Origin of the sequence: Bacillus inaquosorum KCTC 13429, assembly GCF_000332645.1 — a bacterium.
GTDB lineage: Bacteria > Bacillota > Bacilli > Bacillales > Bacillaceae > Bacillus > Bacillus inaquosorum.
Genome location: NZ_AMXN01000005.1, coordinates 309239 through 335664, shown reverse-complemented (window position 1 = coordinate 335664; position 26426 = coordinate 309239). Strand labels below are relative to the sequence as shown.

Below are 26426 nucleotides of genomic sequence, written 5' to 3'. Positions count from 1 at the left end.
GAGGAGCCCAAATATGCCGATCGGTCCTGGAAGCCTTGCTGTTATCGCAATCGTTGCTCTGATTATCTTCGGTCCCAAAAAGCTGCCTGAGTTGGGGAAAGCTGCGGGAGACACACTTCGTGAATTCAAAAACGCTACTAAAGGATTAACGAGTGATGACGAGGAAAAAAAGAAAGAAGATCAGTAAGTTAGGATGACACGAATGAAAGTGAATCAAATGTCGCTGCTGGAGCATATTGCTGAGCTTCGAAAACGGTTGCTGATTGTAGCGCTGGCGTTTGTCGTTTTCTTTATCGCGGGATTTTTTTTAGCGAAGCCGATTATTGTATATCTGCAAGAAACAGATGAAGCGAAGCAGCTTACGCTTAACGCGTTTAATCTGACAGACCCGCTTTATGTGTTTATGCAGTTTGCGTTTATCATCGGCATTGTCCTGACTTCGCCGGTTATTCTTTATCAGCTTTGGGCTTTTGTGAGCCCAGGCCTCTATGAGAAAGAGCGCAAAGTAACGCTCAGCTACATTCCGATCTCTATTTTGCTGTTTTTAGCGGGCTTATCTTTTTCATATTATATTTTATTTCCTTTTGTTGTTGATTTTATGAAGCGGATTTCTCAGGACTTGAATGTCAATCAGGTGATTGGAATTAATGAGTATTTTCATTTTCTCCTGCAGCTGACGATTCCGTTTGGACTGTTGTTCCAAATGCCAGTCATCCTCATGTTTTTGACCAGGCTTGGAATTGTGACACCAATGTTCTTAGCGAAAATCAGAAAGTATGCGTATTTTACGCTGCTGGTGATCGCTGCCCTGATTACACCGCCTGAGCTTTTGTCCCATATGATGGTCACTGTCCCGCTTTTGATTTTATATGAAATCAGTATTCTTATATCGAAGGCCGCTTATCGGAAAGCGCAGAAAAGCAGTGCTGCCGATCAGGACGTGTCTTCCGGGCAATAATAAAAAATCCATTTCTCATTGAGAAATGGATTTTCTTTATTTCTGGTTCTTTTTGATTTTAAAAGAAAAGGCGAACATCTTAAAAGAAATGCTGATGTTGTAAGCGGCGAACACCATCAGCAGGATGGAGTAAAATGACCACATGCTGCCTGGTGAGCTTGCGGCAAGATAAGTAAAGATGCACCCTACGGCAAAATAGATCATTCCCCAAACTACCGGGTTTCTCATAAAAATAATCCTCCAATAATCAATTGCATTTGTGTGCTCTGCTGTTCAAGGTACTTCTGAACAGGCTCAAGCTGCATGATGACGACAAATGTATTCATCATGACATGGGCGAATATCGGCACCCATATCCGTTTGGTTCTCGCATACAAGAAGGCAAAGGTAAAGCCCATTGCTGTATAAAGAAGAAGATGCTTTAAATCAGCGTGAACAATACCAAAAATAACCGAGCTGATCAGTCCGGCAAAGAAGAAATTCGTTTTTTCGTACAGTGTGCCGAAAATGATTTTTCTGAAGATGATTTCTTCTAATATAGGCCCGACGACAGAAGAAACCATAATCATGAGCGGGACTGCCTGAATGACATCCAGAATAGCTTGTGTATTTTCTGATTCTCTTCCGATGCCAAATACATAATATTCAATAGAGCCTGCTAATCCTTGCGAGAAGAGGGCAATGAAAAAACCGGCTATCGCCCAAAGGATAGAAAGTCCGACGGAGTCTTTCCGGCCGTTTCTCAGCGTTGTTTTCGGAACAGTTCTCAGAATGAGCAGAACGACAACGAGACAGGCGATAAAGCTGATAACGGACCATAATCCTTGTGCGTGCAGCATATTCTCATTTGTAGGCTGTCCTCCGGCATAACCGAATTTAAATAACAAGGGAATCCCGATTAATGCGGAAAACTGCATGATGATATATGTCAAAATAATAAACCAATACTGTTTTCTCAAATGGTATGTACTCCTTTGTTAAATGGGTTTCGTTCATCTACAGCTATTGTAACATAATCGGAACGGGGGTGAAAAAGCTAAGGGAAAAGGGAGCTGAAAAGAATCATGTAAGCGTGAAAAAATTTTTATCTTATCACTTGAAATTGGAAGGGAGATTCTTTATTATAAGAATTGTGTTAGCACTCTTTAGTGTCGAGTGCTAAAATTACATATTCATACTATTGAGGAGGTTATTACATTGTTAAAGCCATTAGGTGATCGCGTTGTCATTGAACTCGTAGAATCTGAAGAAAAAACTGCCAGCGGAATTGTGTTGCCGGATTCTGCAAAAGAAAAACCGCAAGAAGGCAAAATCGTGGCAGCTGGTTCAGGTCGCGTGTTAGAAAGCGGAGAGCGCGTTGCTTTAGAAGTAAAAGAGGGCGACCGCATTATCTTCTCAAAATACGCAGGTACTGAAGTGAAATACGAAGGTACTGAATACTTAATCTTACGTGAAAGCGACATTTTAGCTGTTATCGGCTAATTCTTAAATAAACAATACTTAAAACATTTGAGGAGGTCTTGTAAACATGGCAAAAGAAATTAAGTTTAGTGAAGAAGCTCGCCGCGCAATGCTTCGCGGTGTCGATGCACTTGCTGATGCTGTAAAAGTAACTTTAGGACCAAAAGGACGCAACGTGGTTCTAGAGAAAAAATTCGGTTCTCCGTTAATCACAAATGACGGTGTAACAATCGCTAAAGAAATCGAGCTTGAAGACGCGTTTGAAAACATGGGTGCTAAGCTTGTTGCTGAAGTAGCCAGCAAAACAAACGACGTTGCCGGTGACGGTACAACAACTGCGACAGTTCTTGCGCAAGCTATGATCCGTGAAGGCCTTAAAAACGTAACAGCAGGCGCTAACCCTGTAGGCGTGCGTAAAGGTATGGAAAAAGCTGTAGCGGTTGCGATCGAAAACTTAAAAGAAATTTCTAAGCCGATCGAAGGCAAAGAGTCTATCGCTCAGGTTGCTGCGATCTCTGCTGCTGATGAGGAAGTCGGAAGCCTTATCGCTGAAGCAATGGAGCGCGTAGGAAACGACGGCGTTATCACAATCGAAGAGTCTAAAGGCTTCACAACTGAGCTTGAAGTTGTTGAAGGTATGCAATTCGACCGCGGATATGCGTCTCCTTACATGGTAACTGACTCTGATAAGATGGAAGCGGTTCTTGACAATCCTTATATCTTAATCACAGACAAAAAAATCACCAACATTCAAGAAATCCTTCCTGTGCTTGAGCAGGTTGTTCAGCAAGGCAAACCATTGCTTCTGATCGCTGAGGATGTTGAAGGCGAAGCACTTGCAACACTTGTTGTGAACAAACTTCGCGGCACATTCAATGCAGTTGCTGTTAAAGCTCCTGGCTTCGGTGACCGCCGTAAAGCAATGCTTGAAGACATCGCTGTCCTTACTGGCGGAGAAGTCATCACAGAAGATCTTGGCCTTGACCTGAAATCTACTCAAATCGCTCAATTGGGACGCGCTTCTAAAGTTGTCGTTACAAAAGAAAACACAACAATCGTTGAAGGCGCTGGCGAAACAGACAAAATTTCTGCCCGCGTGACTCAAATCCGCGCTCAAGTGGAAGAAACAACTTCTGAATTCGACAGAGAAAAATTACAAGAGCGTCTTGCGAAACTTGCTGGCGGCGTAGCTGTCATCAAAGTCGGCGCTGCGACTGAAACTGAGCTGAAAGAGCGTAAACTTCGCATCGAAGACGCCCTGAACTCAACTCGCGCAGCTGTTGAAGAAGGCATCGTATCCGGCGGTGGTACAGCACTTGTAAACGTATATAACAAAGTCGCTGCAGTTGAAGCTGAAGGCGATGCTCAAACAGGTATCAACATCGTGCTTCGCGCGCTTGAAGAGCCAATCCGTCAAATCGCGCACAACGCTGGTCTTGAAGGATCTGTCATCGTTGAGCGCCTCAAAAACGAAGAAATCGGCGTAGGCTTCAACGCTGCAACTGGCGAATGGGTAAACATGATCGAAAAAGGTATCGTTGACCCAACAAAAGTTACACGCTCAGCTCTTCAAAACGCTGCGTCTGTAGCTGCAATGTTCTTAACAACTGAAGCTGTTGTCGCTGACAAGCCAGAAGAAAACGCTGGCGGCGCAGGAATGCCTGACATGGGCGGCATGGGCGGTATGGGTGGCATGATGTAATAAAGGTGTAAAAACCTTATTATATCAACGTATAAAATGATAATATGCTTTTCTTGTCCTCAGATTTGTCCTGGTTTTCTAAAAATGGGGCATATCATGCAAGAACAGTTCTTACTATAGGAGAAGGTCTTTCATCAGTTTGCTAAAACTGTTGGGAGGCCTTTTCTTCTATATTGGAGGCCATGTATAGATAATAAATGTGGTATTAATATCTGTATGTCCAAGCCGCTGCTGTATCAATATTCTTTTTAAAATTTTGTGGTGATATTTGATTAGTTTCAATAAATTAAAAATATTGTCGGCACAAAAGAAAAATCCACTTATATAATATAGAAGGAATACTAAGAAAAGTGCCTAATTTGGGTATACTGTCACGAAAATCATATGGTTGTATATGCTTTATGACCGTTATAATGTTATTCATTTTCTTTCTTACAAGGGAATAGGTAACACAAGAATTAATAGCGGTTCAGTTTACGTGTCGTTTATAAGATGTATATCATTATAAAACATTAGTGTACTATTTAACTTATTAATATTTCATATTCAAAAAGAAATGTCATATCATTTATAAATGAGATTAATATAAAGGAAAATTTAGATGACAATTGTGGCTAAGTAAAAATAGGAGTTAATAAGATTAATCTTGGTCTGTCGATGATTGAGGAGAATAAACTTAACGGGTTGGGAGTATAAGAAATTGAAATAGTCTGAGCATATCCATAAATAAAAGTTTTTAACTTTTTATAATCCCATGAAAAAAAGCCGCTTCACAAAGTGAGCGGCTCTACTTATTATTGCTTTTTCAAGGCGTTTTTTAAAGCTTCATACACACCATTAATGCCAGCACTAGTCCCAGTAAATACAAACTTATTCTTTTCAGGAATGTAGCTACCTCCGTAACCTTCCCATACAGAACTCCTATGAGACCAATCAATAGTGCCTAATTTTTTAATTTCACCTATCCAATCGATATTATTTTGATTATAAATCACTTCGTTTAAGTACTTACCAATCCCTTGTAGCGTAGCCGCTGTGCCAATAATGTACTTTTCTCGATTAGAAGCATCTTCTGGTAATACTTCAAATAGTAAATTAATAATCTCGTCAAGAGTATTGTGGAATTCATTATAAGTTTCCATGTTTAATTTGCTTTCTTTATCTTTATTTGCACCTGTAATTATATAACACAACATGTTTCTTAATGTGGAAAGAACCATAATTTGATTATTATTGCTCCGAATTTGGGTTTTTTCAGTTTCGATATTCAATCTTAATAATTGTTCGTTATTTTTAGCTAAATCTTTAGCTAATCTATTGTACTGGTCACTTGAATCAAAATTCAATGCAATTGATTTGTTAGGCTTCCCTGCTAAAAGATTTAAATCATGGAACAATTGTTGTTCTCCTTTTTGATCGATTCCAGTGAAAATTACGACAGGAATAGTCATATTCTCTAAAAGAATAAGCTTCTCTATAAGCCTATCTTTTTCATTTTTGTTACTTGAATTTTCAATATTCCCTTTTAAAGTAGCAATTGCTAATTTAATTGCTTCAGATCGATGTTGTCCATCATTTATAGAAAAAATAGTACTGATATCAACATCAATAGTGGATAATTCTTCATTATATTGAATGTCATCTTTACATGTTACCGTAATAGCACTTAAAAAAGTCATTCTTTTTTTATCAATGCCGTCTAAAATATACTTTGCAATTGATTTAACGCGTGGCTTATTTAATTTACGCTGGACTTCTGGAAAAACCTTAAAGAAACTTTCAAGTTTATTGAAAGGAATCATTGTTACATAAGTATCCTTTCCAAATTGACTTCCTTTTGAACCTTTAAATGAAATTTTAATAGAGTTTGCTACAGACATTTTACCACCCCAAAATTGTTATGTGTTAAATTTATCACTTATATGCATTTATTTCAATTTATTTTTTGTTTTTTGTTGTATATTTTTCAAAGCCGCTCAGAAAAACATGTACAGCCGCACAGGTGGAAATGTTTAACGATATTTAATTGTATTTGCTGTTATATAAATAATTGGTTTTAATTTCTTATGAAAAGTTTGACAAATTAAAAAACCTGTTGTTTAATATTGGTGACGAGCGGCTCGTAATTATGTGAGGAGTATATTAATATATTAACAAATTCTTACGATAGAAGAGGTCAGTTTGTATTTTGTTGGAATTTATAAAGTCATTTGATAACAACAATACAAAACGAAGATTTTTAAGTGCAACGAAGATAATTACTCTAGTATTGGAAATCAGCATAATTATTCGGTTCTTGAAGGAAGTGGTTTATGAATAGGGTTTAGTTAAATAACATACCTCGCACTCTACTGTAATTAGGGAATGAGCTTTTATAAGACCTACAGCTCCCTTTGTTGTCATGTGGAGTTCTGTTCATAAATTTATTAGATAAGATTAATAAAATTACAGTAAGTATAGGTCCTAAATAAAAGATATGAAATGATTTTAATTCTTGTGTCTAGAGCCAATTGGTGAAGACTGAAAAAATCACTCTTAATCAAACGTCAGAGAAATTTGTTGGCATTTTTATGTATAGTGAACTAGTTGAGTGAAGAGTTTGCAAGGTATGAAATTTTTAAGTCTAAGACTACATAAGAAAGAGAGTGGCATATATGGGGGTAAAAATAGATAAAGCAGTTTACACTAAAACAAAAGAACTCATGACGAATATAGAAGCAGATAAACAGGAATTGAATGGGGAAAAGTTCACATGTCCTTATTGTAATGTAGAATTATCATTCAGAAGATCGGGGAAGAGACAATTAGAAAATAGAGTGATTGACGTATCTCCTTATTTTCGATTGGAAAAAGGCATCGAACATGAAGAACAATGTGAATATAATACATTTGGACAGATTGAAATTATAGCCCGTAAACCAATGGCATTGAAAGAATTCATGGAAAAAAAGAAAAATGATCAATATGCTATAAGGCTGCAAGTTGTCAAGAAAGCGATGGCAGAACCTCCAGAAGAAGAGGTAGAAGGAACAACGGCAAATCCAAAAGGGAAAGGGGATGCTGCGAATAAGAATTATAAAAATAGTGGATCAATAACACCTTATCTAAGTAGAATGAAAGATATTATGATCCTGCGTTCTAAAATGGAAAAGAATACGGATGTTAAGAAACATTTAAAGTTAGAATATAAAAGTAAGACGATTAGTTGGGATAAATTTTATTTTGGTCCTGAATATAAAGATTTCCTAGTATTATCGAAGTATTTCAGAAATAAACCGGAGCCGAAGCACCCTATCTGTATAGAGGGAATGGTAAAGGATTATCAAATAAGAACGGACAAAAAGAATAAAAAATATTATTCTTTTATGTTAGAAAAACCTTATGTAAAGGATATTGATACAGAAGGATTTAGGCATGTTCCAAGTGTGAGTTTGAATATCTATGAGGAACATGAAACGTTAATCGATTATATGGAAGATAATTATAAAAAACATAATAAACAAATAATCGCTTATGGAGATCCTTATGTAAAGGTCAATACTTCAACACAGAATAATGTAAAATATCATAATATTACGATTTGGATTAATCGGACAGCCCAAGTTCATTTATTTAATAATGTTTATGTAAAATTATTTGGAGAATAAAAAAAGGCCATCTTATGGATGGTTTTTATTGTACTATTAATTACAACTCCCTTATATCTAGCTCCCCAATCCCCAGAATCCATCTGGATAAGCAACACTAAAAAAATTCCTGAAGTTGTCCTCGCCTTTTTTAAATTGTATTTTTCCTCATTTAATGTTTTGGTTAAAAACGTTGGTATTACAAGTTTCTTTAATATCTATTTTCTTTTATTATATATCAGATGAATGGGCGGCATGATGTAAAACCGACAAAAAACTCTTGATAAACAAGGGTTTGTCGGCAACGGACGTCATTTTTGATGCCCTTTTGATGCCATTTATAAATTTTCGAGGCTTCTCATGAGTTCACCGAGCTTGTGAGAGGCTTCTTTTTTTCTGTCTTTTGTAGTTTGATTTTTTCAGCACTGTTCTATATCGATTTTTAATAGTTTTGATAAATGGTAGGTAATCCCGATATGAACTATTCAATTGACCAAAATACAAAATTCTACCGGCTCAGGTTCCTGCTTACGTCTTCTTTGACAAACGGCTTACTGTTACTTCAGTAAACTACGTTTCTGTTATGAGACAAAAAAGGTATGAAAATTATTCGTCCCAACCTATGTTACTTCTCTCTCTATTGCAGACGACCATATTGGTATACTCTCATACGACAAAAAAAGACCAGTTATCTAAATAATAGTGCCACCAACACTCTTAGACGGTTTCCCCTAGGAAAGTACTGTCAAAGAGAAATCCTGTTAAAATGTCTATTTGTGCTGCTTTTTTTATCTACTAAAAGACAATGTTTTCCTTGCAATAAGGAAACTCGTCTTTTATGGTAAAGCGACAGAATAATGACATCCGATCCCCAATAATTCACTGTCGATAGAGTTAGATTCTTGATAAAATCCGTCCCTACTTTATAGAGACAGACAACCCAATTATCAACTCTGATATTATCAAGGAGGACTTAATAGTGCATTTCTCAAAAATGATAGATCGTTTGGCTTTATATGATTTACACAGAAAAAGAAGCAAAGATAAACATTTTTCTGCTGCTTGTAAAGCCGATGTAGATGATAGAGAGGAATTTTTCACTGCAAATATAGCTGATGTTTCAATTGATTTGAATGAATCTAAAAAAAATTATAGGGTTGGAACATTTAGTTATGAATCCTTAATTCAATCTGGGAATCTTGTTAATGATACTTTAAAAGGGGAGGTTTTTTTAAACGACAATGATATAGATCCACCCAATGTCATCTTTGTACACGGCTGGCGCATGGATTCGTACAATAGAATCAAAAAAATATTTCATAATCGTATAATGAACGATTTAGGCTGGAACATGTATTATTATTCTCTTCCATACCATTTTGAAAGAGAACCGGAAAATTCGCTGTATAGTGGCGAGTTGATGATTAGTGCAAATATTGATCGTACAATTGAGTCGACAAGACAGGCCATTGTAGATTTACGTGCGTTAATTCACTGGATAAAAGCAAATAAAAAAGGACCTGTTATCATAGTGGGAGTAAGCTTAGGGGGATGGGTTACTAATCTAATTGCAACCCTAGAATCCCAAATTGATGTAGTGGTATCAGCTTTTTATGCCAATCGCCTTTCTTATTCAATATGGAACACGATCCCAGGTAAATTCATAAGAGAAGAATTAGAACAAAATGGTGTGACCTATGAAGATTTAGTGACGTATTGGAATATCACAGATCCTAGTCAAGCCTTGCCTAAAGTTAATAAAGATAACATTCTGCTGATTTCTGCTAAACATGATCAGTATATTGACTTAAAAGATGCAGATTATTTATGGGAAAGTTGGGGGAAACCCACAAGATATGTTTACAATTGTGGTCATTCTGGTATTGTTCTTTGTCGCAAAAAACTGGCAAATGATACGCTTTCCTTTATACGAGAAAGAATACATACGGGAAAAACTGGTTCAGTACATTTGTAGATCTTAATAAGAAAGGAAATGCCAACTGCGACTTCAGTTGGCATTTCCTATTTATAATAAAGAAACTGAGTGAGATAGCTGACAGGACTACTATGCGTACTAGTCGTTTTCATTAGTCACCCTTGCCAGTTGTTCCACCTCACCCCGAATCCCAATAGCAGGCTCCCAAGAATCAATTAAACGAATCGCTTTTTGATTGAATTCCATCGATTTCGTTTCCTCTCCTTTACGGTACAACAACTGTGCCATCCCATAATAATAATAGATCAATTCAACCTGATTCGCGTTTTGTTTGTCATAAAGCATCTGCTCAAAGGCTTCTTCCGCTTTTTCAAACTGATCACACTTCACGTAAGCAACACCCAGATTGAAATAGGCTTCTATCGTTTTTTCGCCGCCGTACGTGGAGCTTATCTCATTTGCCGCTTCGTATAATTGAATGGCTTCTTCATCATGACCTCTCACAAAGCTTAGGTCTCCGCGAACGAGTAGAACTCTGTGTTGAATCGTTGGAGAAATCGGTTGATCTTCGATTTCGTTTAAAATCGTTGCTGCTTTTTCTTGTTGCCCGGCTTTTAAAAACAGCCTTGCTTTGAGTGCGTGTCCCCATACTTTTAAATCGTGGGCATCGAGATCTTCTGCGTCTGATTGTTCCAGAATCTTCAGTCCGGCCTCAATTTGCTGAAGCGCCCCATCTAAATCATTGACTTCCATCAGTGCCCAGCCTGCTGTGTCGATTCGGAAGAATGCTTCTCGTGTGTGTTGGCCTAATTGGTGGGCGGCATCGGCGGCTTTGCGTCCGTATTCGATTCGCAGGGGCAGGTTGATTCTGCTTAGAAAATGGCTGATGCGGGTGATGAGTTCGATTAGGGTTTCTTTTTGTCCGGTTTCACTTGTCCATTGGATGACCTTTAAGATGTTTGGCCATTCTTTTTTCATTTGATCTAAATTCCTTCCCAGAAGGTAGCTCCAATAGATAGAGTTGGGCTGTTCCCGTTTTAAATGGGTTTCGGCATAATCAATATAATAGTGAGCCCAGCGGCTGCGGGCTTCTTTTTCATATTCATGCTGTTCGGACAAGTGCTGTTCTCCGTAAGCGACAACGGTTTGATGCGCTAAGTATTGTGTCCTTCCCTCGCTTCGTTCCGGCTGAATCAGGGCATATGACCGCATTTGTTCCATAGCGTAATGAAAACGGCGGGCGTCTAATCCGGCCGCTGCCGCCAGACTTTTATCATCCGGCGGCTTGCTGAAAAAGCAAAGTGCCTGCCATAGCTTTCGCGTATCTTCGTTGCATCTGTCCCATGTGCGGCCAAAGAGGAACTCAAACAATTCCAGCAGTGTGTAGCCTGCTTTTCCAAGCTCATGAATCAACTGCTGAGCGGGTATGTCATCGTCTGACATATAGGCAATGCTGAGTGCCATGGCTTTCGGGTTTCCGGCAGTCGCTGAAATGAATTCGTTTTTCAGGTCAGATGATAGATGGAACAGCTGCTCCAGCTTTTCCCGTTTATGTGGAAGGTTGCATGTTTGTAAGCAGCGGTGCACTTCTTGCTGAAAAAATTCAAGGGCATCTGTTTGGTCAAGGCCGCTCAGCTGGATGGCCGCCATTTCTCCGAAGCTTTCTCGATAGGTTTGCTTTACGTTTTCCCGTGCTGTAAGGAGAACTTTTACGCCTTGCGGAAGGCTGGTGATAAATTCGTGAATGTCACGTTCTGCGGTATCAATGCTGTCAACGATCAGCAGTACCGGTTTTTCTTTTGTGTAATTGGCTAACGCATTGCGGACGACGAATCGTTTTTCATTGATTGATTTATCGATTTGTTCAGCGCGTCCGAGCTGATAGGCGATCGTATTTAAAAAATCGCTAAAGCTTAAACCTTTCCAATCGGCGCTGACCCAGATGATGCTGTTGAATGCCGGCCAATCTGAAGAATTGCCGACACAGGAATAGGCAGCTTCAAGAGCGATTGTGGTTTTACCCATGCCGGCCCAGCCTGTGATTAAACAGACTGGTGACGGAGAAAGCATCCATTGTCGTATTGCTTCCATATCAAAGCTGCGTCCGATGAAGTTTCCGGACCAGCGTGACGGTAAGTTATGCGTGATAGGCTGTTCTGTAAGTGCATTCGTTTCTTGGCTGGTTCTGTCATGAAACAGCCGCTTTACTGCTAGTTCAATATCGTTATCACTTGGAGCTCCGAATGACCCGTCTTTTCGCAGCGTTTTAGCTTTTTTCAAACAAGACGCTGCCCATACAGGCAATGCGGGTTTGATAACAGGGATGGTGGTGGTTTCCAGCAGGCCGGTCAGCCACTCGATATCCAAGTCGGTCTTTTCGAGAATGATCCAGATCATTCCGAACAGTTTTCCGTCGTCAATTCTTCCGGGAATATAGTTTGCACCCATCTGTCCGATCCAGCTTTTGATCGTGTTAGAGGAGACCCCCAGCTGGAGTGCGATTTTATCTATATAAGAATGTCCTGTTTTTTCATTCTTTTTCCTTCTGACTTTATAATCAGGATGAAGTTTTAGTGATTTGACGCCAGGTGCCAGCAGTTGTGCAAATTGTTTTCGGTTTTCAAGTTCAGCCATAAGCCTGCACCTCCTATTAGTACTATTTTATCAATCCAGCGTTTTTTGTATATGAGAAAATAGTAAAGTACAGTGCGGCTGTCCTTTTATACAGCAGAAAAGGCTGTTGAACGTGCTGAAAAGCAGATAAAATGAGGGCAGTAACAGAGAAAACAAAAATGTATGCACTTACATTTTTGTTTTTTAAAGAAAGGAATTTGCCAAATGACTCACACAGTACCTCAAAGCATGAAAGCGGCTGTTATGCACAACACAAGAGAGATCAAAATTGAAACATTGCCTGTGCCTGACATCAATCATGATGAAGTGTTGATTAAGGTGATGGCTGTCGGGATTTGCGGATCAGATCTGCATTACTATACAAATGGCAGAATAGGCAACTATGTAGTGGAAAAACCATTTATCCTTGGCCATGAATGCGCGGGAGAAATTGCCGCTGTCGGATCGTCTGTCAATCAATTTAAGGTGGGAGACCGTGTCGCTGTTGAACCGGGTGTCACGTGCGGACGCTGTGAGGCGTGCAAGGAAGGACGCTATAACCTTTGTCCGGATGTACAGTTTTTGGCTACACCGCCGGTAGATGGCGCGTTTGTTCAATATATTAAAATGCGTCAGGACTTTGTTTTTTTGATCCCAGACTCACTTTCCTATGAAGATGCGGCTTTGATTGAACCGTTTTCTGTCGGCATTCATGCAGCGGCGAGAACGAAGCTTCAGCCGGGATCAACAATTGCGATTATGGGAATGGGCCCTGTGGGGTTAATGGCTGTTGCGGCAGCTAAAGTATTTGGGGCAGGCACAATTATCGTGACCGACTTAGAGCCGCTGCGGTTAGAAGCTGCGAAAAAAATGGGAGCGACTCATATTATCAATATCCGTGAACAGGACGCGCTTGAAGAGATTAAAACGATCACAAATGATAGAGGCGTTGATGTTGCTTGGGAAACAGCGGGGAATCCAGCGGCATTGCAATCCGCACTGGCTTCTGTGCGTCGGGGCGGGAAACTGGCGATTGTCGGTTTGCCTTCTCAGAACGAGATTCCGCTCAATGTGCCGTTTATTGCGGACAATGAGATTGATATTTACGGGATCTTCCGTTATGCCAATACGTATCCAAAGGGAATCGAATTTCTTGCTTCCGGCATTGTGGACACGAAGCATCTTGTAACCGACCAATATTCGCTAGAGCAGACGCAAGAGGCGATGGAGCGTGCGCTTCAATTTAAGAATGAATGTTTAAAAGTGATGGTGTATCCAAATCGCTGAGTGAACAGGGAGGGTCTTTGTATTCTCCCTCTTGTTTACTGGAAATGAAAACGGATTCTTGGGGTGGGAAATGATGATTGAAACAGAAAAAGTCACGACATTGAAGGCGAAGCATCACGGTCTGTCCTGGTTTGAACGAATCGGATATGGATTCGGCGATATGTCATATAACATTATTTTTCAGTTTGTAAACGCATACTTATTATTCTATTATACAGACGTCGGCGGCATTCAGCCTGCGGTGATCGCCACTTTGTTCCTTGTTGTGAGGGTGCTGGATGCTATTTTTGACCCGATTATGGGATTGATTTTAGACAAAACGAACACAAGGTGGGGAAAGGCAAGGCCATATCTGTTGTGGGTGGCATTCCCTTTTGCGCTTTTTACCTTTTTATGTTTCACGACGCCTCATTTCGGTGAGACGGGGAATATGGTATATGCGTACATCACCTATATTCTGCTTGGGATGTCCTTTAGTATGCAAACGATTCCGGTGAACAGCTTAACGGGGCGGATGACGAATTCTGTGGAGGAACGAACGGTTCTGACAACAACCCGGATGATTTTGGTGTATATCGGCATTCTTTTATCTATTTCCTGTGCGACACCGCTTGCAACTGCTATCGGAGGAGAGAATCAGGCGTTTGGATTTCAGATGACAGCGCTTATCTATGCGGCGGTCAGCATCGTTTTGAATCTATTCAGTTTCTTTACTGTGCGGGAGCGGATTCAGCCAAAAAAGAGAAAAAAACAAGGGATCAAAAAGACGTTATCCGTTTTATTCCGAAACAAACCTTTGCTTATATTAATTTCATCATTTTTGGCTTTTGCAATCGGGTTTAATATTAAGCTCAGCACGATGGTGTACTATTTTACGTATAACGTAAACCATAAAGAATTTGTATTTTTGGGAACCGTTTTATTTTTCGGAGCAGCGCTGATCAGCAATTTGTTTATCCCTTTCTTTTCTGAGAAGTGGAGCAGAAAACAAGTCATGATCATCACGGCAGGTCTATCGCTTATTTCTTATGCCGGCCTGCACTTCACGCCGTATTCTTCTATTACACTCATTTTTATTTGGCTTTTTGTTTCCGGATTTTTCACAACGCCTTTAAATACGCTTGCTTGGGGGATGGTTGCGGATTGTGTCGATTATGCGGAATGGAAAACCGGAGTTCGCGCGGATGGTGTGGTGATTTCCAGCATGAGCTTTATTAATAAGCTGGGTGTTGCGTTAGCCGGGTCATTTTCGGCCATTTATTTAGGAATTGCCGGGTATGTCGCGAATGCAGACCAGACAGTCACGTCATTGAATGCGATTAAAAATATGAATGCTTTAATTCCGGGATTATTCATTTTGCTTTCTATTATTCTCATTGCCTTCTATCCTTTAACTGAAAAAAGATATAAGCAAATCATCTCTGAGCTGGAGAAAAGGTCTGCAAAATAAATATATGTAAAATTTTTAATATTCAATGTTGTATTTATGGCAGAAAGTAATATACTGAGACTGTAATCTAGACTTTATAAATGAGTGTGATAATATGCGTAGTCATTCTGTAGTTTGTATTGGAGAATTGTTGATCGACTTCTTTTGTACCGATGTTGATGTTGATTTAATGGAAGGACGCAATTTCTTAAAAAGTGCCGGAGGTGCACCGGCGAATGTGTCAGCAGCCATTGCCAAGCTGGGCGGAGATGCCGCTTTCAGCGGAAAAGTAGGCAAGGATCCGTTTGGGTATTTTCTAAAGCAAACATTGGATGCTGTACAGGTCGATACCTCTATGTTGGTCATGGATGAGAAAGCGCCTACAACGCTTGCTTTTGTTTCATTAAAACAAAATGGGGAGCGCGATTTTGTTTTTAATAGAGGCGCGGATGCTTTGTTTACGCTGGAGGACATTGACCAGGAAAAACTAAACAAAGCGAAAATCCTTCATTTCGGCTCGGCAACGGCCCTGTTATCAGATCCGTTTTGCTCAGCCTATTTACGTATCATGTCGATTGCGAAAGACAATGGGCAGTTTATTTCGTTTGACCCTAACTATCGTGAGGATTTATGGAAGGGAAGGGTCTCAGAGTTTGTAAGTGTCGCAAAAAAAGCGATTGCTTTAAGTGATTTTGTGAAAGTCAGTGACGAGGAGCTTGAGATTATCAGCGGTACGAAGGATCATGAAGAGGGCGTTGCGATCCTTCATGAGATCGGTGCTAAAATTGTCGCTGTGACACTTGGGAAAAGCGGAACGCTTCTTTCGAATGGAAAAGATCATGAAATCATTCCAAGCATTCCGGTTACATCAATTGACTCAACAGGAGCGGGAGATGCTTTTGTCGGTGCGGCTTTATATCAATTGGCAAACACGGATCAGATTCAATCTGTTGATGCTGATTTTGCGAAGTTGCGTGAGATGGTGTCATTTGCCAATAAGGTGGGAGCTCTTGTGTGCACTAAAATTGGAGCGATTGATGCACTGCCCAGCATGAAAGAAATTGAAGTTTCTCTATAAAACATCGGGGATGTTTCTTGAAAGTCTTTGGACTTTTGGGAAGCATCTTTTTTTGTTTGCCTACTCTCGTTCAGGCCATTTTCGGGCACCGGCTTGGACAATTCCCAGCAGCAATTGACGCCGCTCCTTTAAAGAATTGATGGCAGTTTGGAATGTTTGCTTTGATAAAGTTGGTATGCCTGATTCTTGAAGCTTTGTGATATCTGGTTCCGGCGGTGCTTGTTCAGCCGGATGGATATAGGCTGTATGGACGGTATCCAAGTAGTTTTTGATACTTGACCGCGTTTCTTTGATGTGAAGCTGGTTCGGCTGATATTGATCAGGAATGCCGTATTTCAAAATGGTTAATGCTTCATCCAATACGGTGACAGCTATAATGGATGATTCCTCACGCTGCGTGCTATGGTAAAAATGAAGGATAGGGAAGGCGTTATGCTGAGCGGTCAGCTTACCCAGCTCTGATGAGAATGTGATAAGAAGGAAATCAATGTCGTGAAAATCTTTACCGTTCCATGCAGTCTGGACAATTTCTGTTCCGTCATGCCCAAGACTTAATACACTTTGGGCAAATGATCGCTTTTGATTAACCGCACTCAAGACGGAAATTAAATACGTGACAGAAAATGTGATGGTAAGAAGGCCTTGAGCTGTTTCAAGGACAGTGACAAGCCTCCAGAGGTCTCCGTTCGGTGCGAGGTCGCCATTTCCTAATGTAAACATGACATAGCCGGTAAAATAAATTCGGTCTGACCAGGATGCCGGTTCTTTCGATTGAGTTCCGACGAGTGAATGAGGGTCACTCGAGAAAATCAAAACCCACCCGCTCCAAAATAAACTGATCCATATCACTAACGTTAGGCATAACAGCAGAGGACCTGCCGTGCTGAGAACCTTTGCATGGTCTCCGCTGATTTGCGGCAGCCTTTCCACAGCCATGCAGACAGACATCTTGTGATGGGGCCTGCACCGCTCTCTAACCATAATGTAGTCCATAAAAAATCAATCATTCCCGCTGTCAACAATATAAGGCCTGCAATGACATAAACCTCATTCAATTTTGTTGCCTCCCCTAAGCCAGCCATCATTTATTTTCCTTTTCTATTTCCTTTTATCTCAATTCTGAAACAATTGTTCCGATGTCTGATAAGAAAGTCATTGCAGAAAAGATAGGAAAAGTTACTCAACACTTACTCATTTTATCGATATGAGCAGATGAACAGAAACTCACAGGAATTTCGACTTGATTTCCACATTTTTATGAAGAAAAAAGTTCATTTTCCCCTTGAATTGGTAATTTTGCTTTTATTGAGTAAAAAATTTTCAGAAATTTATATTGACTGAAAGCGTTTTTATAATTATGATAATATCAGATATAACAAAAATGTCACTATGATATCACTACAATAGAACTATGAAGTGACTATAAAATAACAAGTTATGAAGTATATGTGCAAAGAAATACCCACTGTTCTTTTAGCGGAAAATGAAATCGCTTCCAAGAGAACTTACATGCTAAGAAGAAGGGAAGGTTATGAGGCCATTGGAGAAAAACATGATGAACTTTTTTCTGCAGCCTGCTTACGACATATGAGGAAGGCAGCAGCCCTAGAATAAGTTTTTGAAATACGCATTGACCGATTTTGAAAAAGACTGGGGGAAACAGTATGAATAAACAAGGCAATCAAATGTCATTTTTACGTACAATTATTTTAGTCTCGACTTTCGGCGGTCTCCTCTTCGGTTATGATACCGGCGTGCTCAATGGAGCTTTGCCGTATATGGGAGAGCCAGACCAGCTTAACCTCAATGCCTTCACAGAGGGGCTTGTCACCAGTTCACTTCTTTTTGGAGCCGCGCTCGGTGCTGTGTTTGGCGGCAGGATGTCTGATTTTAACGGCCGCCGCAAAAATATTTTGTTCCTCGCTGTTATATTTTTCATTTCAACGATCGGGTGTACGTTTGCTCCAAATGTAACGGTCATGATTATTTCCCGTTTTGTGCTTGGCATTGCAGTCGGTGGTGCATCAGTTACGGTTCCTGCTTATTTAGCGGAGATGTCTCCTGTGGAAAGCAGGGGGCGGATGGTGACGCAGAATGAATTGATGATTGTATCAGGACAGCTTTTGGCCTTTGTTTTTAATGCAATCCTTGGAACAACAATGGGAGACAACTCCCATGTGTGGAGATTTATGCTGGTCATTGCGTCGCTTCCAGCTGTATTTCTGTTTTTCGGCATGATCAGAATGCCTGAGAGTCCTCGCTGGCTCGTTTCTAAAGGGAGAAAAGAAGATGCTTTGCGGGTATTGAAAAAAATCAGGGATGAAAAGCGGGCTGCATCTGAGCTGCAAGAAATTGAATTCGCTTTCAAAAAAGAAGATAAGCTTGAAAAAGCAACGTTTAAAGATCTTTCAGTCCCATGGGTGCGCCGGATTGTGTTCATTGGAATCGGGATTGCGATTGTACAGCAAATTACAGGTGTAAACTCGATTATGTATTATGGGACTGAAATTTTAAGAGATTCTGGTTTTCAAACGGAAGCCGCTTTAATCGGAAATATCGCGAATGGCGTGATCTCGGTATTGGCAACATTCGTTGGAATCTGGCTGTTAGGGAGAGTAGGCCGCCGGCCGATGCTGATGACAGGCTTGATCGGTACGACAACGGCATTATTGCTGATCGGGATATTCTCACTTATACTCGAAGGATCACCGGCACTTCCATATGTGGTCCTGTCATTAACGGTTACATTCCTTGCTTTCCAGCAGGGGGCAATTTCACCAGTGACGTGGCTGATGCTTTCTGAGATTTTCCCGCTTCGCCTTCGCGGTCTGGGAATGGGCGTCACAGTATTCTGTCTGTGGATGGTGAATTTTGCAGTCAGTTTCACTTTCCCGATATTGCTGGCCGCCATTGGCCTGTCCACAACGTTCTTTATCTTCGTTGGATTAGGAATTTGCTCTGTCCTGTTTGTGAAGAAGTTTTTACCGGAGACGAAAGGGCTTTCGCTTGAGCAGCTGGAGGATAACTTCCGCGCTTATGATCGCGGCGAGGCGAAGAAAGAGTCTGGCGCTGAAGTGATTGGATAAGATAAAAAAGAATCCGCATACGGGCGCGGATTCTTTTTAGTTTCAAATTAGTTAGGTCTGACAAGGATTTTGACTTGGTTTTTCTCTTTTATAAGAGACCCGAAGCCTTCCTCGATCAAATCGTCTAACACGATTTTTTTCGTTACGAGTTTGTCAGCTGAGAAATAGCCTTCTTTCATTAATGACAATACAGCCGGGAAGATGTCGCGGTATCCGATAATTCCTTTTACTGTACGTTCTTTGATTACGATATCGTTCGGGTGGATTTCAGCGCCTTTTTCCCAAATGCTGACGATGACTGTTTCACCGGCAATTGTAGTGGATTGGATCGCTTGCCGTAATACAACTGGAACGCCTGTGACTTCGAATGATACGTCAACACCGCCGCCGGTACGCTCTGCAATCTCAGCGACTACATCGTCTGTTTTGGACGGATCAACGATGATGGCTCCAAGCTCCTCAGCTTTTTGCTGGCGTTCAGGTGAAAGCTCAACAGCGTAAATATCAGTCGCACCAGCAGCCTTCAGCGCTTCAATCACAAGAAGTCCGATCGGGCCGCAGCCGAATACAGCCGCTTTGTCGCCGGCTTTGATTTTGCTTGAGCGGACAGCATATAAAGCGACCGCAGAAGGCTCAACGAGCGCACCTTGTTCATATGATAATTCATCAGGAAGCTTGAACAACAGCTCTTCATCTACAGAGACGTATTCAGAGAAACCGCCGCCTCCGCCGGCTAAGCCGAGGAATCCCATTTGTTCATCAAGGTTGTAAGCACCCTGGTGGCCGTGTGTCGCAAAAATCGGTTCGACTACGACGCGGTCTCCTGCTTTATAGTTTTCAACGCCTTCTCCAACTTCAACAACTTCACCGGAGAATTCATGGCCCATGGTGACAGGTGCTGTTTCATTCGTTAATGGATGCGGTTTGTCAACCGGAATAAAGATCGGGCCGCCCAGATACTCATGTAAATCACTGCCGCAGATGCCGCACCATTTGACTTTGATCTTTACTTTTCCCGGCTCTGTTTTTGGCTCTTCGATATTTTCAATACGGATATCCTTTTGGTTATGCCATCTTGCTGCCTTCATGGATTACCACTCCTATATCTTTTGATATGAGTAATTCCGCATCGGTCAATATGAACTGTTCACAAAATCGCCATTTTTAAAACCAAAAAAGAAATGAAATTTTTATATAATATAATCTACGTTTTTTTGAAAAAAGAAATTTTGAAGAAAAAAGAGTCTCGCACACTCTTTTTTCTTTATATGAGAGTATTAATCGTTTACATAGCTATGAATTTGGTTTGAACAATACGGTAATGGTTCGTTCATATTGAATGCGACAACTACTCTATCAACAATTATAACGCTAACACTGCAATTAGAATAGGATAATCTTCCATGGTTTATTTTAGCAGGGATCACTTTTTTGACTTTGTAACATTACTGTAAGGATATTGAAATAAAAAAATCCTGGTTCATCGTGTATAATTTTCCTAGATGTTAACAAACAGGGGGACGAAATGTTGAAGAAAGTCATTTTAGCCGCTTTTATCTTAGTAGGAAGTACTTTGGGAGCTTTGAGTTTTTCATCAGATGCCAGTGCGAAACATGTGAACGGAAATATTACTTGGTATAATGGAGTCGGGAAAAAAGGCTCTTCAGGTAAAAAACTTGGACATTGGGATTGTGCGACCAAGATCGGATTTGATGTTCCTAGAAACGGGACAAAAATCAGAGCTTATGCAAAAGCGAAACCTAAAAAGGTGATTACGGTTTACAAAAATGATGTTGGCAGAATGCCTAATGCAGTCCTGGATGTAAGCCCTAAAGCGTTTAAAGCGCTTGGATACCCATTAAGCAAAGGAAAAGTAGCGGGACATTACAGCTATTAATCTACATATATAATCTGTAAAGCAAGAAGTCACATTCTTGCTTTTTCTATTGGTGGAGATAAAAGATGAAAAAAAGAATCATATTATTGTTAACTGTTGTGATAGCAGCCGTTGTGGCGGGTTTTGCGTTTTATGTTGTAAAGGATAAAGGCCATGAGACCGCTGCTGATGTTTCAGTAAATACGGAAAGCGGTGATAAGCTGCTTGTTTCGATTACGAATACCGATCTGCTGACGAAGTATTATGAAAATGATAAGGTGATTCATGAGGAGAAGCTGACCAGCTATCCGGCATTTGCCTTGGATCAAAAGCAGCAGGTGCTCTATTATACGGGCAATAATGATCAAAATGAAATGAGGCTTTTTAAGCTGGATCTAAAGTCTAATAAAAAGACGGTGCTTTATAAAGGTGCGGAGAGTGCCGACAGCCTGTTTTTATCAAAGGACCGTTCAACCATCTATTTCCGTTTAGGAAAAGCGGACGAAAGCAATTTCCGGATCGCATCCTTTGATCTGAAAACAAAGAAGTATAAAAACCTTTATCCTGCCGCGAATGATCAGGATGACAGCGTCAGCAGCTTCTTTTATAACAAAAAAACAGATTCATTTGCATTGCTTCATTATTCTGTAGAAGAAGACTACAAGAAAACAGATGAAGCGAACGAAAAGGGGATCGATCCTGAACCGACAACGATTCATTTTGCTGCAGGCCATCAAAACAAATTTGATGAGCTGAAGAGCCTTGACCAGTTTATCAGCGATATTGCTGTTTCTGATGATGATAAACGTATATTGTTTACATCATATACACAAAAAGGCACAGAGCAAACCGCTTCTATTCAGATGTTGAATGCGGACACGAAAAAATATGAAAACATCATTTCAAATCAAAAATCATTTAAGCTGTTAATAGACGCACAGCCGCAGTTCTCTAAGGATGGAAAGAACATTTATTTTCTTGCCGAAGCCGAGGGGGCTAAAAAACTGAAGGATGAAACAGGGCGTGAAGCTAAGGTGCGGACGATTTATTCCTATAACCTTGAAAATAAGACGTTTAAAAAAGTGTGGGAAAATCCGAACGGCATCATCAACAGCTTTTCTGTCATCAACTAATAAAAACCACTCGGCATGGGCTGAGTGGTTTTTTAATGGACGAGGTCGAGGTGCAGGGCTAATGATCCGAGCCATTTAAAGAGATGGATAAGAGGTATCGACAAAAACAGAAGTTCAACATAAGAGTTGATTGCAAGGTTCAGCTTTTTGAACGTAGCCCTTTTTTTAGGACTTTTTGCTGCTGGTTTGTGATCACGTTATCACTCCTTCGGTATCCATATTATACCATAATGATAAAATAAAAAGCCCTAAACATTTACAGTTTTGGGCTTCTTTCTAAGCTACGGCCTCTTGCAATGAGAGGCCTTCATTCTGGATATAGAATCTGCGTCTCCGTTCGGGGATTGTTTGCTTGCAGGAGACTGCATTTATTATAGGGAAGAGCTAGCTTGTTTTCGTTTGGCTGTTGTTTTGGAGATTCACTAATGAACGGATGCCGTCAACCATTTTACTTCCGCACAAAGGGCACAATGGCGTGTCACTGCTGGCGAAGTTTTTTCGGGTCCAGCCGTTACAGTCTTCTTTTGTGCATTCCCATGTACTCACATCTTCTTTAGGCAGCGGTTCTTGATTACGTTTGTTATAGTAAGACATAAAGTCACTTCTTCCCTCATGTATTTTACTGCACATTTCTTATTGTCTCATACTTTTCCCTAATCTCCTAATTCCTTTTTCTTTATGACTTTCCAATCAGTCCATCTAAGAAGGAGAGGAGTGTGCTGTTAAAAGCGTCCGGTTCTTCTAAAAACGGGCAATGGCTGCTTTTTGAAAAGGTGACGAGCGTCGAATTTGGAATGAGGTCATGCAAGTGTTCTCCAGCAGCAGTAGAGAAAAATTTGCGGTCTTCCCCGAAGCACAGCAATGTCGGCACATTGATGTTTTGAAGGGTGCCGCGGTAATCAGCAGCCGTTTGGTTAAATAAAATCGTACTTGAAATCGCAGCCGGCTGTTTGAGGATTTCTGCCAGCATCCATTCTGTTTCTGTCTCAGCAGGCGGTTCTGCGAACATATTATGGATGAAGTTTTTGTAGAATGGCAGCGGTTCAGTCTGAATGGCGTGCATCGCCGTTTTTAGACCGTCAAAATCAAACGGACCGTGCTCCCAGCCCTCCCATTGGTAGTCGGAAGCTGATTGATCAATAATGACAGCGGCTTGTATGTTATCATTCCCAAATTGATTGAGATAATCCCATACGACAAAAGCACCCATTGACCAGCCGGCAAGCACGGTACGGTCGAGCTCCATTGCTTTTAGAAATTCCCTTACGTCACGGGCATATTGGGAAATGGTGTGTCCGTGCAGGACTTTGTCGGATTCGCCGTGTCCTCTAAGATCGAGACGAATACACTGATAATTGGCAGAGAGTGCTGAGAACTGTTTGTGGAAAAATTGTCCGCTCATCAGCACTCCGTGTATAAACAGGATCGGTGTACCGCTCCCGTGCGTTTCATAGTACAGTCGTGTCTGATCTTCTAATGTGATGTAGGGCATTTTTACTCCTCCTCTAGTTTCCGTCTTGAGAATGACTGGCTGCTGTTGAACTGACGATGACAGCTGTCGCGGCTGCCTGCTGTGCCTGAATGGCGGTTTCGATGGCTGTGTACAGTCCTGATTCCATCAGCAGATTTTTCTCCATATGCTCACTGAGATATAGGCTGACAGCAATTTTGAAGTTCAATTCCTTTTTCCATTTGAATCGTTTTTCTTGGTTCAGCTCGTCTGTGATGGCCAGAACAGTTTTGATATCAGGCTCTTCCAGAAATGTGAGCAGGGCAAGATCAGGGTAATGGACATCCTTTGGTTTTTTGTGAGATTCAGTGATGGTTTGGAACAGCTTTCTGCATTGCAAAACAAGCGTTTCAGCGTCTTTTTCAGCGTGCAGGGCTAGGATGTGGCTGGTTTGGTGTAAGTGCTGGCCTTTGCGAAATCCGCCAGCTGGCAGCTGCTGATAGCACGTTTCTGCTTTATTCAGCGCCTGTAATTCTTTCCCGTTCCCGGCCAGTAATACGGCAAGCGGGACATTTTGAGTTGACGTGAGGAAATAGTGATGTTTTTTCATCTGCTGATAAACAGAGAGCCCCATGTTCATCTGTTCTTTTTGATTGATCGCTTCGGACTTGCCGGTGAGTATGATAAGGGCGGAAAGGTAAGTGAAAATGTCCCGTTTGTATCCAAGCCTCACCATCTCATTGTATCTGTCAATAAAAGTAAGGAATGCTTGTTTGGCTTCCTGCTGAAAATGAATGTCCAGAATGGAAGCAACAGTAAAGCGGTGGTGTGAATTGAGTGTTGAGAAGCTGCCGATGTTTGATTTGATATAGCTGCTCAAATCATAAAAGCGCTGAAAATCAAACTCTCTTTTATTCACAATATATGCAGAAGAAATGAACATTAATATCTGATCGTGTGAAACTTTCCATTTTAATTTTGATTTTAATTCGGCATAAATGGAAATGTATCGCTTTGTTTTTTTATTTAGGTCGTTTGTCAGCATAAAAAGCAGCTCCTTTTTGCTGTTTTTACCTTATACGATAAATGGGGCCAAAAGTTTCATAAAGAAAAAAACTTGCCTGCAAGAGGCAAGTTTGTCGGGTTATTTACGGGGATCTGTTATATCCATCGGTCTCATCATGTCATAGTCTTCATGCTCGAGAATATGGCAGTGCCATACGTATCGTCCGCTGTACGGCCCGAATGTCACGGCGATTCTCAGGACTTCACCGGCGTGAGCTTGAATGGTGTCTTTCCACCCCTTTTCACTTGGAGGCGGCGGAACAGCCGGGCCGGTATAGGACAATTCCCCTCTTTCTTGATAACGTGCGATATCAAACGGACGCCGGTCTAATACACGGAAGGAGACTAGATGCAGGTGGATTGGATGTGTTCCGCGTGTCGGGTTGATGATGGACCATATCTCAGTTGTGCCGGCTTTTGGTGCTTCTGTAACAGGATCGTGCCAGCGTTTGTTATTGAGAAGAAGGACGGGTCTGCCGTATTCGTCCTGAGTGCCTGCCAGTTTCAGTGTTCTGATGTTTTGTATTCTTTCATTCTGCACTGAAGGGTATGAGGCGAGGTACTTCGGCTTTCTGCTTTCGTCTTTTTGTTGCAATGGCTTTGTGACTCTGAATTGCATGACATTCGCATCTGTTTCGGGATTGACGTCACCGCCGCAGCCTTCGCTGTTTGCCAAAATGATCGATTGTCCTTCATAGGCTGTGAAGTCAATGATGATATCATAACGCTCAGCAGGCGCAAGACTAAAAGAGTTCAGTTTAACAGAACGAGGCAGAAGCCCTCCGTCTGAACCGATCTGAATAAATTCTCCGCCATTATCGAGTGACAGGTTATAGGTTCTCGTATTAGAGGCGTTGATGACGCGGAAGCGGTATTTCCTCGGTTCGACCTCCAAGTATGGCCATGCCTTCCCGTTGACGAGTATGGTTTCTCCGCAAAAAGCCGGAACGATTGATGGGTTAGGCAGTGACGGGGAAGGGTTTTCAGGCCCGCTTGGATAAAACAAAGAACCGTCCTCATTGATCGTGCGGTCCGTGATAAGAAGCGGCACGTCGTATTCGCCGGAAGGCAGCTTTAAGCGTTTTTCCTTTGGATCGTGAATAATATAAGCGCCGACAAGTCCGGCATAGACATTCAGCCTAGTCAGCGCCATGGCGTGATCGTGATACCACAAAATAGCCCCGCGTTGCTGATTCGGATAATGATAAACCTCTCGTTTAAAATAAGGGCCTGTTTGTTCAAAGTCTTTGGAAAACCAGGCCTCCGGATACCCGTCACTATCATCAGGCGTGACGCCTCCGTGTAAATGAACGACAGTCTTTACCTCGGGCTCTTCATGCTGGCTGTCACTATGATGAATGGTGTGGTCGATCGGAAGAAAATGCTCTGACGGAAGGTTGTTCATCCATTTCACATAAACGTTTTCGTTTCTTTTAACCTCAATGGTAGGCCCGGGAAATAAGCCGTTGTAGCCCCACAGGCGGGTCGGGGGGAGATCGCGGTGAAGCTGATGAGTGCATTCCTCCATGGTGACTTCGTAGTAAGTCTTTTCTTTTGTTTGCTGCACCGGCTTTAGTGTATCTGGGATTGGGAGAGCATCCGCAAATTTTTCAAGTGTCATTTTCATCGTCCTTATCTAAATTTTCCAAATTGGTACTATAGTTAATGACAATAAGGACGTGATGGTTACAAAAAAATTTGTGTGTCGCTCCTGCTCGAAGAAGAA

The 26426-nt window shown here is 41.2% G+C and carries 21 protein-coding genes and 3 pseudogenes; 13 read left to right on the top strand and 11 right to left on the bottom strand.

Translation table 11 applies throughout. The features are described from left to right. The first annotated feature begins 13 nt into the window (after positions 1 to 13). Both tatAY and tatCy read left to right on the top strand, forming a co-directional pair. Complete coding sequence (gene tatAY / locus BSI_RS06300; protein WP_003225684.1) at positions 14 to 187, top strand: sec-independent protein translocase protein TatAY; 174 nt, start codon at positions 14 to 16, stop codon at positions 185 to 187. A 6-nt stretch (positions 188 to 193) separates the two neighbouring features. Next, positions 194 to 958 (top strand): sec-independent protein translocase protein TatCy, encoded by a 765-nt coding sequence (gene tatCy / locus BSI_RS06305; RefSeq protein WP_015252680.1) that lies wholly within the window; start codon positions 194 to 196, stop codon positions 956 to 958. A gap of 36 nt (positions 959 to 994) precedes the next feature. On the opposite strand, the gene BSI_RS06310 is transcribed toward tatCy, so the two are convergent. Then, a complete protein-coding gene (locus BSI_RS06310; RefSeq protein ID WP_003225680.1) occupies positions 995 to 1186 on the bottom strand; it encodes a YdiK family protein in 192 nt (63 codons plus the stop codon). Continuing rightward, on the bottom strand, positions 1183 to 1917 hold the full coding sequence (locus BSI_RS06315; protein ID WP_004397818.1) for a CPBP family intramembrane glutamic endopeptidase: 735 nt from the start codon (positions 1915 to 1917) through the stop codon (positions 1183 to 1185). Before BSI_RS06315 ends, BSI_RS06310 begins: the two co-directional genes overlap by 4 nt. 238 nt (positions 1918 to 2155) lie before the next feature. Between BSI_RS06315 and groES the strand changes: the two genes are divergently transcribed. Both groES and groL read left to right on the top strand, forming a co-directional pair. Further along, positions 2156 to 2440, top strand: coding sequence for a co-chaperone GroES (gene groES / locus BSI_RS06320; RefSeq protein WP_003155970.1), 285 nt, complete (start codon positions 2156 to 2158; stop codon positions 2438 to 2440). 46 nt (positions 2441 to 2486) lie between these two features. Beyond that, on the top strand, positions 2487 to 4121 hold the full coding sequence (groL, locus tag BSI_RS06325; RefSeq protein WP_004397771.1) for a chaperonin GroEL: 1635 nt from the start codon (positions 2487 to 2489) through the stop codon (positions 4119 to 4121). A 794-nt stretch (positions 4122 to 4915) separates the two neighbouring features. On the opposite strand, the gene BSI_RS06330 is transcribed toward groL, so the two are convergent. Further along, the gene (locus BSI_RS06330) at positions 4916 to 6001 is read right to left on the bottom strand and encodes a DNA sulfur modification protein DndB (RefSeq protein WP_004397770.1); all 1086 of its coding nucleotides are present in this window, start codon (positions 5999 to 6001) and stop codon (positions 4916 to 4918) included. A gap of 774 nt (positions 6002 to 6775) precedes the next feature. On the opposite strand from BSI_RS06330, the gene BSI_RS06335 reads away from it, so the two are divergent. The 3 genes and pseudogenes from BSI_RS06335 (at position 6776) to BSI_RS23110 (ending at position 9722) form a co-directional block, all read left to right on the top strand. Continuing rightward, positions 6776 to 7768 (top strand): hypothetical protein, encoded by a 993-nt coding sequence (locus BSI_RS06335; protein ID WP_004397769.1) that lies wholly within the window; start codon positions 6776 to 6778, stop codon positions 7766 to 7768. Between the two features lie 836 nt (positions 7769 to 8604). After that, positions 8605 to 8888: pseudogene (locus tag BSI_RS23115) on the top strand (abhydrolase domain-containing 18); the annotation flags it as partial. A 144-nt stretch (positions 8889 to 9032) separates the two neighbouring features. Then, positions 9033 to 9722 carry an alpha/beta hydrolase gene (locus BSI_RS23110; protein WP_109571635.1) on the top strand — a complete coding sequence of 230 codons (690 nt, stop codon included), beginning with the start codon at positions 9033 to 9035 and terminating at the stop codon, positions 9720 to 9722. Positions 9723 to 9821: 99 nt separating this feature from the next. On the opposite strand, the gene BSI_RS06345 is transcribed toward BSI_RS23110, so the two are convergent. Continuing rightward, positions 9822 to 12317: a tetratricopeptide repeat protein gene (locus tag BSI_RS06345; RefSeq protein WP_004397764.1), complete on the bottom strand. Its 2496-nt coding sequence runs from the start codon at positions 12315 to 12317 to the stop codon at positions 9822 to 9824. Positions 12318 to 12521: 204 nt separating this feature from the next. On the opposite strand from BSI_RS06345, the gene gutB reads away from it, so the two are divergent. The 3 genes from gutB (at position 12522) to BSI_RS06360 (ending at position 16090) form a co-directional block, all read left to right on the top strand. Beyond that, positions 12522 to 13583 carry a sorbitol/xylitol/iditol dehydrogenase GutB gene (gene gutB, locus BSI_RS06350; protein ID WP_032732208.1) on the top strand — a complete coding sequence of 354 codons (1062 nt, stop codon included), beginning with the start codon at positions 12522 to 12524 and terminating at the stop codon, positions 13581 to 13583. A gap of 73 nt (positions 13584 to 13656) precedes the next feature. After that, the gene (locus BSI_RS06355) at positions 13657 to 15033 is read left to right on the top strand and encodes an MFS transporter (RefSeq protein WP_004397757.1); all 1377 of its coding nucleotides are present in this window, start codon (positions 13657 to 13659) and stop codon (positions 15031 to 15033) included. Positions 15034 to 15127: 94 nt separating this feature from the next. Continuing rightward, positions 15128 to 16090 carry a carbohydrate kinase family protein gene (locus tag BSI_RS06360; protein WP_032732206.1) on the top strand — a complete coding sequence of 321 codons (963 nt, stop codon included), beginning with the start codon at positions 15128 to 15130 and terminating at the stop codon, positions 16088 to 16090. Between the two features lie 60 nt (positions 16091 to 16150). Here BSI_RS06360 and BSI_RS06365 read toward each other — a convergent pair. Next, a pseudogene (locus BSI_RS06365) lies at positions 16151 to 17145 on the bottom strand (potassium channel family protein). A gap of 609 nt (positions 17146 to 17754) precedes the next feature. Here BSI_RS06365 and iolT point away from each other — a divergent pair. Beyond that, complete coding sequence (gene iolT / locus BSI_RS06370) at positions 17755 to 19176, top strand: myo-inositol transporter IolT (RefSeq protein ID WP_004397750.1); 1422 nt, start codon at positions 17755 to 17757, stop codon at positions 19174 to 19176. A 47-nt stretch (positions 19177 to 19223) separates the two neighbouring features. Here the strand turns inward: iolT and bdhA are convergent, their stop codons facing one another. After that, positions 19224 to 20264, bottom strand: a complete 1041-nt coding sequence (gene bdhA / locus BSI_RS06375) for a (R,R)-butanediol dehydrogenase (RefSeq protein ID WP_004397748.1) — start codon at positions 20262 to 20264, stop codon at positions 19224 to 19226. Between the two features lie 437 nt (positions 20265 to 20701). Between bdhA and walM the strand changes: the two genes are divergently transcribed. Further along, entirely contained in the window at positions 20702 to 21073 is a 372-nt protein-coding gene (gene walM / locus BSI_RS06380) for a cell wall metabolism protein WalM (RefSeq protein ID WP_004397746.1), read from the top strand. Between the two features lie 65 nt (positions 21074 to 21138). After that, positions 21139 to 22185, top strand: a complete 1047-nt coding sequence (locus BSI_RS06385; protein ID WP_004397744.1) for a type IV pilin N-terminal domain-containing protein — start codon at positions 21139 to 21141, stop codon at positions 22183 to 22185. A gap of 32 nt (positions 22186 to 22217) precedes the next feature. Here the strand turns inward: BSI_RS06385 and BSI_RS0121355 are convergent. From BSI_RS0121355 to cotA, 5 genes and pseudogenes are all read right to left on the bottom strand, one after another. Further along, positions 22218 to 22381, bottom strand: a pseudogene (locus BSI_RS0121355) (hypothetical protein). A 188-nt stretch (positions 22382 to 22569) separates the two neighbouring features. Next, complete coding sequence (locus BSI_RS06390) at positions 22570 to 22779, bottom strand: cold-shock protein (RefSeq protein WP_003234008.1); 210 nt, start codon at positions 22777 to 22779, stop codon at positions 22570 to 22572. A gap of 82 nt (positions 22780 to 22861) precedes the next feature. After that, the gene (locus tag BSI_RS06395; protein WP_004397741.1) at positions 22862 to 23677 is read right to left on the bottom strand and encodes an alpha/beta fold hydrolase; all 816 of its coding nucleotides are present in this window, start codon (positions 23675 to 23677) and stop codon (positions 22862 to 22864) included. A gap of 13 nt (positions 23678 to 23690) precedes the next feature. Next, the gene (locus tag BSI_RS06400; RefSeq protein WP_004397740.1) at positions 23691 to 24680 is read right to left on the bottom strand and encodes a DUF4003 family protein; all 990 of its coding nucleotides are present in this window, start codon (positions 24678 to 24680) and stop codon (positions 23691 to 23693) included. Between the two features lie 99 nt (positions 24681 to 24779). Further along, on the bottom strand, positions 24780 to 26321 hold the full coding sequence (gene cotA / locus BSI_RS06405; protein ID WP_004397739.1) for an outer spore coat copper-dependent laccase CotA: 1542 nt from the start codon (positions 26319 to 26321) through the stop codon (positions 24780 to 24782). Positions 26322 to 26426: the final 105 nt, after the last annotated feature.